This window comes from Lactococcus muris, assembly GCF_042849115.1.
Taxonomy (GTDB): domain Bacteria; phylum Bacillota; class Bacilli; order Lactobacillales; family Streptococcaceae; genus Lactococcus; species Lactococcus muris.
In genome coordinates this window covers 1-9,433 of sequence record NZ_BAAFQO010000031.1, presented here as the reverse complement: position 1 = coordinate 9,433, position 9,433 = coordinate 1, and the positions used below count along the sequence as shown (strand labels likewise).

Genomic DNA, 9,433 nt, shown 5'->3' with positions numbered 1-9,433 from the left:
ACCAGCATAGCTCTTCTTAGCCCCTTGAACACCTGGGCTATAGACAGCATTCTTTTCTAACTCCTCTTGTAAGCCTGCTGAAACTGGTGTGTTTGGATCACCTGGAGTGGCTTCAGTTGCAGCTCGAGCAACTCTTGCAGCTCTAAAAGCTGTTTTTGGAGTTGCAACAGGTGCCACGTCTTCCTTGTTGACTTCAGAAGTCTTATCTGCTTCTACTTCTGAAACATCTGCACTTTCAGTCACAGCAGCTTCATCATTTTCTTTTTCTACTGCCGCGTTAGTATCAGCAACTTCTTCATTAACAGGCGCCGCTTCTACTTCTGTAGCAGCTTCGTTGCTATTGCTTGCAGCAACTTCTGTCTCTGCAGAGCTTGCATCTTCTGATACTGCTCCTGCTTGAACTTGATTAGTTGTTGCAACAGTTGAATTTTCATCCGCACTAGCTTCTGGAGCTGAAACGCCTAATATAAACGTCCCTAAAAGTACCGACGCTATTCCAAAAGAATATTTACGAATTGAAAAGCGCTGCTTATGCTTCGCTTTATAAAACATAAACTTTCCCTCCCTAAAAATGTAATTCTTTTTTCATAGACTAACAAAGTAGTCACATTATCATTTTCTCATTTTTTTCGTCATATGTAAAGTATATTGCCTCAATTATTTTAGTATTTAGGTAATTTTTTAGAATAAATACATAAAAAATAGAAAACTGTAACAACTTTTCTAAGGGAACGGAACTTCGAAGTGTTCTTCTGAAATACATGACTTAATTCTCAACACTTCTAAAAAACAAAAAACGCAAACCACAACATTCTCATGCATCCGGTTAAGCGTTTTTTCTTGTACACTTTGCTACATCAATATTTCCAACTTTTAGTACTTTTCAAGCCCCAGCTCAATAGCATAAAAGCAAGAAATTAGGAGTAAGTCACCCAGTGAATGCAGGTTTAACATGCACTCTGCATTTGCTCTTACACAATTTGTTCACAAATTTATTAGGAATTACATCTTTTCTCCTATTTTTTACTGAATCACAGAAAACATCAGACAGCCTCATATAAAGAAGCTCATTCTTATAACATTCACTCATACGCCAGCAAATGTTTAGTCTGATAGTACCCTAATCTGTAACTCACTTGGCGTCACCCTATCCATTTCAAGAATAGTAATTTCCAAGTTCTTTATTATTCGGACACTCCCCACCTCTGCTTCTTCTCTCTGTTCTAAGTAACTGTTACTTACATAGCCACTAATGGTGTTTACTGAAGGTAAGTCAGACAATTGAACATGGAAGCGCTCTTCGATTTCAGATAAGGGGGTCTTCCCTTTCACATGGTACACATTTTCTTTTACCTCTACGATATTGTCTTCCTCATGATCCTGCTCGTCTTGAATATCACCTACGAGTTCTTCAAGGATATCTTCAATAGTAACTAAACCGCTTGTCCCTCCATATTCATCAGATAAAATAGCAAAGTGCTTGTGCTGACTTTGCATCTCTGAAAGTAAAACTTTGACCGGTATTGTATCGATGAAGACAATGGGTTCCTGTACAATCGTGTTGACACTCTGAGCGGGAGAGGATAAGTATTCCTTAATCAATGACTGAAGCGTAACATAACCCAAAATATTGTCTTTGGACTTGCGGATAACTGGAAAACGCGTATGTCCCTTTTCAATCGCAAATTCCAAGGCTTCCTTTATCGATGTATCAGAAGATATAACTTCCATATCTAGACGTGAAACCATGATTTCTTTGGCTAATAAATCATCAAATTCAAAAACCTTGTTAAGGTATTCATATTCTTTTTCATTTATTTCGCCCTTAACATAACTTTGGTTTGCAATCAAAAGCAATTCTTCTTCCGAATGCGTTTCTTCTCCCTCTGTTGCCAAACTAAGATTGAAAAGTTTTCCAACCGAACTTGCTGAAACATTCAGAAGCCAGACGAAAGGATAAGTAATCTTATAGAAATAATGCAGTGGTTTTACTACCGCTAAAACTACAGCCTCTGTTTTAGAGATACTGAGTGATTTTGGAATAAGCTCTCCAATGACAACGTGAACAAAAGTAATCAGCAGAAAAGCTAAAACAATGGAGAAGCTCTCTGATAACGCTTTGGGAAAGGGTAGGTATGCCATTACAGGAGAGAGTAAAGCATGCATGGTACTTTCTCCGACCCAACCGATAGCCAAGGAAGTCAAGGTAATTCCAAGTTGGCATGCACTCAAATAAGAATCCAAATGCTCAACAACAACTATGGCTAACTTAGCTTTCTTGTTGCCTTCTGCTTCTAATGTTTCTAGACGACTTTTTCGTATTTTGACCAAAGAAAACTCAGAAGCAACAAAAAAGGCTGTGAAGGCAATCATTAATATGATGATTATAATATTTATAGTCAATGTATCTCTCATTTCCTTTTTATATTTATGATAAATTATTTATCTTTTATTATAACAAATATTCGATCGAATAAGAAACTACAATTGTATCTCCTATCATATTGATAATGATGTGAAAAAAGCAAAAAAATCTGCTGGAAATACAGCAGTTTATTCAAGTCTAAGGTGCTTGTAATTTCAAGAAAACCCTAAATAGTCTCAAAAAAAGGTGATACATCACCGTGAATATTTCTTTGTAGAGTATATTGATTTATGTGTTCAATGACTCATCAAATAATAAAACTTCTCCATCAATGATGAGTGTCGATACAAAAGCTAATTTTTGTTTGTTTCCTTAAGATAAGTCTTTTATTGGATTATGCTCGTATTGTAACAGTTCTACCTCTGATAATACAGCCGTAATCTTCCTCATGTGTAACTTTAGTTTTAAATAACAACGATATATAAATCAAATATTCTTTAAGTAAAAAAATTCATAGCCAATAAAATTTTCATTTCATTTATATAAACTATTTGATTGATTCCCTTTACAATAAGCTTATTATTTATACTAATTCTATACACTTCTTCTAACATGCTTCTAAATAATGTCGATTTTCCCACTCCATTTCTACCTGTTACAAAGAAAATACCATACTTATTAATTTCAACTTCAGCTGATTTTAATTTCTATTTTTAAATTACTCATATCTCTCCTTATTTTATAGGTTCATTAGTTGTAAGATTCTACCCAAAATAATAAAAATAGAAATAACAATAAATCCGTAAGATATCCATTTATATTTCAGATCTTTTGTTTTTTATACGTCATTCTAAATTTTAATACTAAATGTATTGAATAAATCAAAAGAAAAATTTCTAGTAAATAATTAAACATTTTCTAAGTCTCTCATTTTTTAAATCAATAGATAATATTATAACCACAGACTCAAAATTCACACTATAATTTTACTCCACCTACTGTTGTACTATATCCAAAGGTACGGTTACTAACTTTTTATCCAATCTTGGAAATATAAACCCTAATTTTCCTTCGATAACTCTTAGTAAAAATAAATAACTGTAAGAAACAATCTTCGTAAAGTTAAAGTAATTGATATAGATTCCATAAACCATCCTTTTTTTATGAAAAACATATAGCTATTCTAACAATTTGATGCATATTTGACTCCATTCACTGCAATTCTATCTGCAGAACAACCCATTTGTTTACTTCTTCACATTCTAACACAAATTCAATTCCTTTAATATTTTAATTCCGTGTATTTAAAGTGATTTTTTGCAAGATTGATAGTTAAGATTAATCCTCCTTTAAATTTTCTTATTTTTTACAAACAAAAGCGCCTCTTTATATGTGAAAGAGACGCCAAAGATTATCTAAAAAAAAAAAAAAAAAAAAAAAAAAAAAAAAAAAAAAAACATATTGAGTGAACTACCGAAACAAATGTCTCGGTAGACAGAGCTAGACTAAGCAATGCTACTCAACGTTTAAACGTTAACTCAAACACAGCGCCATCATCATAACACTCAATAAGTAATCTTATATATTATTTAATCCGAACCTTCTTAAACAAGTTCAATGATTGCCATAGGGGCAGCATCACCACGACGTGGTTCAACTTTCAAGATACGAGTGTAACCACCGTTACGGCCTTCGTAGCGTTTAGCAATATCGTCGAACAATTTTTGAAGTGCAGTTGGGAAAGTTTCAGTTTCTTCGTTGAAATCTTTAATAGCGATTTCGTTACGAACGTAAGCTGCTGCTTGACGACGAGCGTGCAAGTCACCACGTTTACCAAGAGTAATCATCTTTTCAACTGTTTTACGGATTTCTTTAGCACGAGCTTCAGTCGTAACGATTGTTTCGTTGATGATAAGATCAGTTGTCAAATCACGAAGCATAGCTTTACGTTGCGAAGATGTGCGTCCAAGTTTACGGTAACCCATTTTTTTCCTCCTGTATTATTTTCGTTTTTTGAGCTCCAAGCCCAAGTCAGTCAATTTTACTTTGACTTCTTCTACTGATTTGTGACCGAGGTTTTTGACTTTAATCATGTCAGCTTCACTCATTTCCACAATATCAGCTACGGTATTGATTCCAGCACGTTTCAAACCATTATAGGCACGAACTGAGAAGTCCATTTCTTCGATAATTTTATCGAGAACACGTTCTGTCTTAACTTCTTCTTTAGCTACGAGAGTTTCAGATTCTGAAGCTGCTTCTGACAAGTCAACAAACAGATTCAAGTGATCTGTCAAAATCTTCGCAGAGAGAGACAAAGCATCATCAGCAACGATTGTGCCGTTTGTAGTGATTTCCAAAGTCAACTTATCGTAAGATGCATCACCACCTACACGAGCTGGTTCTACTTGATAGTTAACTTTGCTAACTGGTGTGTAAATTGAGTCCACAGCAATTGTACCGATAGGTGCCCCTTCGACTTTGTTCTCGTCAGCAGGAACATATCCGTAACCTTTGTTTACTGTCATCACAGCACGCATAGAGTGACCTTCTGCGATAGAAAAAAGATAATGGTCTTTATTGACAATTTCGATATCACTATCTGTTAAAATGTCACCTGCAGTTACTGTCATAGGTCCAGTAACGTCAAGCTCAATTTGTTTTTCATTTTCAACGTAAGATTTGATCGCAAGTCCTTTGATAGCAAGGATGATTTGGACCACATCTTCGCGGACACCAGGGATAGTTGCAAATTCGTGTTGAACTCCTTCAATTTGAATTGAAGTCACAGCAGACCCAGGCAATGAAGACAAAAGAACGCGACGCAAAGAATTACCCAAAGTTGTACCATAACCACGTTCAAGTGGTTCTACTACAAACTTGCCGTAAAATTCTGTTTCGTCAAATTTAATAATTTTTGGTTTTTCAAACTCAATCATGTATAGTCTCCTCTAAAAGAAAAGTAAAGTGATTTTGCAACTCACTAGCGATTATACACGACGACGTTTTGGAGGACGTGCACCATTGTGAGGTACAGGAGTCACATCACTAATAGAAGTTACGTTAAGACCAGCAGCAGCGAGTGCACGGATTGCAGATTCACGACCTGAACCTGGACCTTTAACTGTAACAGATACTGTTTTCAACCCTTGTTCTTGAGCAGCTTTAGCAGCAGCTTCAGATGCCATTTGTGCAGCGAATGGTGTAGATTTTTTAGAACCTTTGAAACCAAGTGAACCTGCAGATGACCAAGCAAGAGCGTTACCATGAACGTCAGTAATCATAATGATAGTGTTGTTAAAAGTTGATTGAATGTGGGCGATACCAGTTTCAATATTCTTTTTCACACGACGTTTACGAGTAATTTTTGCCATTTTAACTCCTTTCTAGATTATTTTTTCTTACCAGCGATAGCTTTAGCAGGTCCCTTACGAGTACGTGCGTTGTTTTTTGTGTTTTGTCCACGTGTAGGGAGTCCACGACGGTGACGCATACCACGGTAGCTACCAATTTCCATCAAGCGTTTGATGTTGAGGTTTACTTCACGACGAAGATCACCTTCGAGTTTCAAGCCGTCAAGTTCACGACGAATCGCATCTTCTTGATCAGATGTAAGATCTTTCGTACGTACATCTTCTGAAACACCTGCAGCAGCAAGCACTTTTTTAGCAGTTTGAAGTCCAACACCGTAAACGTATGTCAATGAGATAACGATACGTTTTTCGTTTGGAATATCAACTCCAGCAAAACGAGCCATAATTTAATAGTTCCTTTCTATCCCTGACGTTGTTTATGTTTTGGATTTACAGGGCAAATTACCATAACACGACCGTTACGACGAATTACTTTACAGTATTCGCAGATTGGTTTAACTGATGGTCTTACTTTCATTGTGTCTTCCTTTCTATAGGTTACTGTGCTTTCGCACCCAATGAATGTCCAGGTTATTTAAAACGGTAGGTAATGCGTCCACGTGTCAAATCATATGGTGACATCTCCACTTGCACGCGGTCGCCAGGCAAGATACGGATATAATTCTTACGAATCTTTCCAGAAATCGTCGCCAAAACTTTATGACCATTTTCAAGTTCAACAGTGAACATCGCATTCGGCATAGTATCTACTACTTTACCTTCAATTTCGATAACATCATCTTTTGCCAAGCAAAAGTACCTCCTTAAAAATCCCCGAAAGATACAAATGTATCTCAAAAGTCGGACTGATATATTATAGCATACCACATTACAAATGACAAGCCCCTTATTCGTTTTTTTCCTTTGTTTTTATAGCTTCTCCCATAACATTAACCGGTTGACATTCAACGAAATGCGTGTTATTATTGACCAATGAATGAAGGGAGGAATATTATGTCTACTCATTTAGAAAATCAAATCGATCATTTCTTGTCTCAAGTCATGCAGTTTGCCGAAAACAAACACGAAATTCTTCTTGGGAAATGTCAGAGTGATGTCAAATTAACGTCAACCCAGGAGCATCTCCTCATGCTTCTCAGTGAGGAGCCAACTACAAATGCACGAATGGCTGAAACACTTTCAGTTTCCCCTGCTGCTATCACAAAAGCTCTTAAAAAATTGCAAGACATGGCACTCATTTTTCCTACGAAGAGCAAGACTGACGACCGGGTTGTTTTATGGAACTTGACGGAAAAAGCACTGCCTATTGCGCAAGAACATGCAGCTCATCATGCAGCAACCCTTGATAGTTATCATCAGCTTATTCAAAAATATACAACTGATGAGCAAGAAGTCATTAAAGATTTCCTCAATCGGCTGGCTGAAAAATTTAAGTAGTTTAGGAAGTAATTAAAATTATGCCTTATATTGATGTTCAGAATGTAAGCTTTTATTATGATAACAATCCGGTATTAGAGGATGTGAGTTACTCAGTTAAAGCTGGAGAATTTGTCACTTTAACAGGAGAAAATGGTGCTGCTAAGTCAACTCTAATCAAGATTACACTAGGAATTTTGAAGCCCAAGTCTGGTAAAGTGGTTATTGCACGGCATGACAAGCAAAACAGACGACTAAGAATTGCTTATGTCCCTCAGCAGATTTCGAGTTTTAATGCTGGTTTCCCCTCAACAGTTCATGAGTTTGTACGCTCTGGACGTTACCCACGCAAGGGTTGGTTTCGCAAGCTTAATGCCCACGACGAAGAACATGTGGAGGCCGCCCTTAAGGCTGTTGGGATGTGGAAATTCCGTCATAAAAAAATCGGCGAGCTCTCTGGTGGACAAAAACAGCGTATTATTATTGCACGTACCTTTGCTTCAGACCCCGATGTTTTTGTCCTCGATGAACCAACTGTTGGGATGGACGACGTAACTACAGATGCCTTTTATGAACTGATGGCCCATGCTGCGCACGAACATGGGAAAAGTGTGCTTATGGTCACTCACGACCCCGACTCTGTCAAGAAATATATGGATCGCAACATCCATCTAGCCAGAGATAAAAATGGTAAGTTCGAGTGTTTTGAACTTCATGGAAATGCTCGCACAAAAAATACAAAAGGAGGAGTTCCTAATGCTTGAAATCCTCTCCTATGACTTTATGCGCAATGCTTTTCTAGCCACAACAGCCATTGCACTTTTTGCCCCTCTCCTTGGTGTGTTTTTGGTACTTCGCCGCCAGTCCTTGCTTTCTGACACGCTTTCTCACGTTTCTCTCGCAGGTGTTGCTTTTGGTATATTATTGAGTTTAAATCCAACATGGACAACTTTAGTTGTGGTTATCATTGCTGCTATTTTTATGGAATTTCTTCGTACTGTTTATAAAAACTACCTTGAGTTAGCGACCGCTATTCTGATGTCTGCAGGTCTTGCTCTGGCTATGTTTATCATCAATGTTGCTGGAAGTAAGACCAGCATCAGTATCGATCAGTATCTTTTTGGGTCAATTGTCACCATTACTACACCACAGGTGATTATGCTCTATGTCATTGCGCTTATCGTTTTGGCTGGCTTTATCTTTTTCTTACGTCCACTTTACGTGATGACTTTCGATGAAGATACTGCTTTGGTAGATGGGCTTCCTGTTCGTCTAATATCCATAGTTTTCAATGTTGTCACTGGTCTGGCTATTGCATTGATGATTCCTGCTTCTGGCGCGTTATTGGTTTCTGCCATTATGGTCTTGCCGGCAAGTATCTCTATGCTTATTGGAAAATCCTTTAAAACTGTACTGGTTTGGTCCGTTATTATTGGTTTTATCGGGATGAACAGCGGCTTAGTTATTTCTTATTATTTTAATGCCCCTGCGAGTTCAGCTATTACCTTAATCTTTGTTTTCCTTTTCTTAGTTGTTTCTTTACTGAAACGCATTTTAAAAAAATAAAATTAAAGTAAAAAATCACTCAACATACAGCACATCTGACCGCCGTATATGGAGTGGTTTTTGTTTCAGGAACTGCTTTAATTTTTATTGATTGATGATGAGAGCGGGTCTAATGTTCAACCAACTGGTTGTTCTCCAACCGCTGCGCAACTGCCCAAGATTATTATCATCATATCTATGAGTCACACGCCAAGCACGTTCTGTTCCCCCCTCTACTCCTGCAGGAGTACGAAGCCACCATGCGGCAGCCCCATCTGGAACCATGCGCCCCTCATGATTAGGAAAAGCACGACCTGGACCTGATAAGTGTACCACGTCTGCCAAAGAGAGAGAGAAAGCACGTGGAGTTCCACTTGAAACAACCCGTGTCACATCTGCTTCAACTTCTGGAAAATCGTCTAGGTTGGTCGGTACCCATAATGAACCTGTCCAACTAAGTTCATGTTGATTAACAACTCCCGTCTCAAAACTATCTGCTACTGGTCGAACCATAGCTTTAACTGTTGATTCAAGCCCTTCATACCAAAGATTCAAGGCTGTTTCCTGATTAGTAAAAGTAACACTATTATTAGATGTAGTCGTATAATTCCGAATAATCAAATGGTTCCCACCACCTTGATTCTCCAGATAACGGTACTGCTCCCCAGCCATAGTAAAGATGGTCCCCGGTGCCATGAGGCTAAAGTTGATTTGGTCGGGTTGGACATTCTCC

Annotated in this window: 11 protein-coding genes and 1 pseudogene; 3 read left to right on the top strand and 9 right to left on the bottom strand. The window is 37.7% G+C overall.

Annotated features, from left to right (window positions below; translation table 11 throughout):
- The 8 genes from ACGHCK_RS11225 to infA all read right to left on the bottom strand — a co-directional run.
- The coding region (locus tag ACGHCK_RS11225) for a YSIRK-type signal peptide-containing protein (protein WP_394304570.1) at positions 1 to 552 on the bottom strand (552 nt) is incomplete at its 3' end.
- A gap of 552 nt (positions 553 to 1,104) precedes the next feature.
- Entirely contained in the window at positions 1,105 to 2,403 is a 1,299-nt protein-coding gene (locus ACGHCK_RS11220) for a hemolysin family protein (protein WP_251423758.1), read from the bottom strand.
- Between the two features lie 1,566 nt (positions 2,404 to 3,969).
- Positions 3,970 to 4,350, bottom strand: a complete 381-nt coding sequence (rplQ, locus tag ACGHCK_RS11215; RefSeq protein WP_003133776.1) for a 50S ribosomal protein L17 — start codon at positions 4,348 to 4,350, stop codon at positions 3,970 to 3,972.
- A gap of 15 nt (positions 4,351 to 4,365) precedes the next feature.
- Positions 4,366 to 5,304 (bottom strand): DNA-directed RNA polymerase subunit alpha, encoded by a 939-nt coding sequence (locus ACGHCK_RS11210; protein ID WP_202231320.1) that lies wholly within the window; start codon positions 5,302 to 5,304, stop codon positions 4,366 to 4,368.
- A 51-nt stretch (positions 5,305 to 5,355) separates the two neighbouring features.
- Positions 5,356 to 5,739, bottom strand: a complete 384-nt coding sequence (rpsK, locus tag ACGHCK_RS11205) for a 30S ribosomal protein S11 (RefSeq protein ID WP_003133774.1) — start codon at positions 5,737 to 5,739, stop codon at positions 5,356 to 5,358.
- A 17-nt stretch (positions 5,740 to 5,756) separates the two neighbouring features.
- On the bottom strand, positions 5,757 to 6,122 hold the full coding sequence (gene rpsM / locus ACGHCK_RS11200; RefSeq protein ID WP_003133773.1) for a 30S ribosomal protein S13: 366 nt from the start codon (positions 6,120 to 6,122) through the stop codon (positions 5,757 to 5,759).
- A 17-nt stretch (positions 6,123 to 6,139) separates the two neighbouring features.
- Positions 6,140 to 6,256 (bottom strand): 50S ribosomal protein L36, encoded by a 117-nt coding sequence (gene rpmJ / locus ACGHCK_RS11195; RefSeq protein ID WP_014024193.1) that lies wholly within the window; start codon positions 6,254 to 6,256, stop codon positions 6,140 to 6,142.
- A 53-nt stretch (positions 6,257 to 6,309) separates the two neighbouring features.
- A complete protein-coding gene (infA, locus tag ACGHCK_RS11190) occupies positions 6,310 to 6,528 on the bottom strand; it encodes a translation initiation factor IF-1 (RefSeq protein ID WP_003133772.1) in 219 nt (72 codons plus the stop codon).
- Positions 6,529 to 6,732: 204 nt separating this feature from the next.
- Between infA and ACGHCK_RS11185 the strand changes: the two genes are divergently transcribed.
- Genes ACGHCK_RS11185 through ACGHCK_RS11175 form a run of 3 tightly spaced genes read left to right on the top strand, consistent with a single transcriptional unit; the run spans position 6,733 to position 8,721 of the window.
- Complete coding sequence (locus tag ACGHCK_RS11185) at positions 6,733 to 7,176, top strand: zinc-dependent MarR family transcriptional regulator (RefSeq protein WP_251423754.1); 444 nt, start codon at positions 6,733 to 6,735, stop codon at positions 7,174 to 7,176.
- A 20-nt stretch (positions 7,177 to 7,196) separates the two neighbouring features.
- Positions 7,197 to 7,919 carry a metal ABC transporter ATP-binding protein gene (locus ACGHCK_RS11180; protein ID WP_202231322.1) on the top strand — a complete coding sequence of 241 codons (723 nt, stop codon included), beginning with the start codon at positions 7,197 to 7,199 and terminating at the stop codon, positions 7,917 to 7,919.
- Positions 7,912 to 8,721 (top strand): metal ABC transporter permease, encoded by an 810-nt coding sequence (locus ACGHCK_RS11175; protein ID WP_271328509.1) that lies wholly within the window; start codon positions 7,912 to 7,914, stop codon positions 8,719 to 8,721. Before ACGHCK_RS11180 ends, ACGHCK_RS11175 begins: the two co-directional genes overlap by 8 nt.
- An 84-nt stretch (positions 8,722 to 8,805) precedes the next feature.
- Here ACGHCK_RS11175 and ACGHCK_RS11170 read toward each other — a convergent pair.
- Positions 8,806 to 9,433: pseudogene (locus tag ACGHCK_RS11170) on the bottom strand (hypothetical protein); the annotation flags it as partial.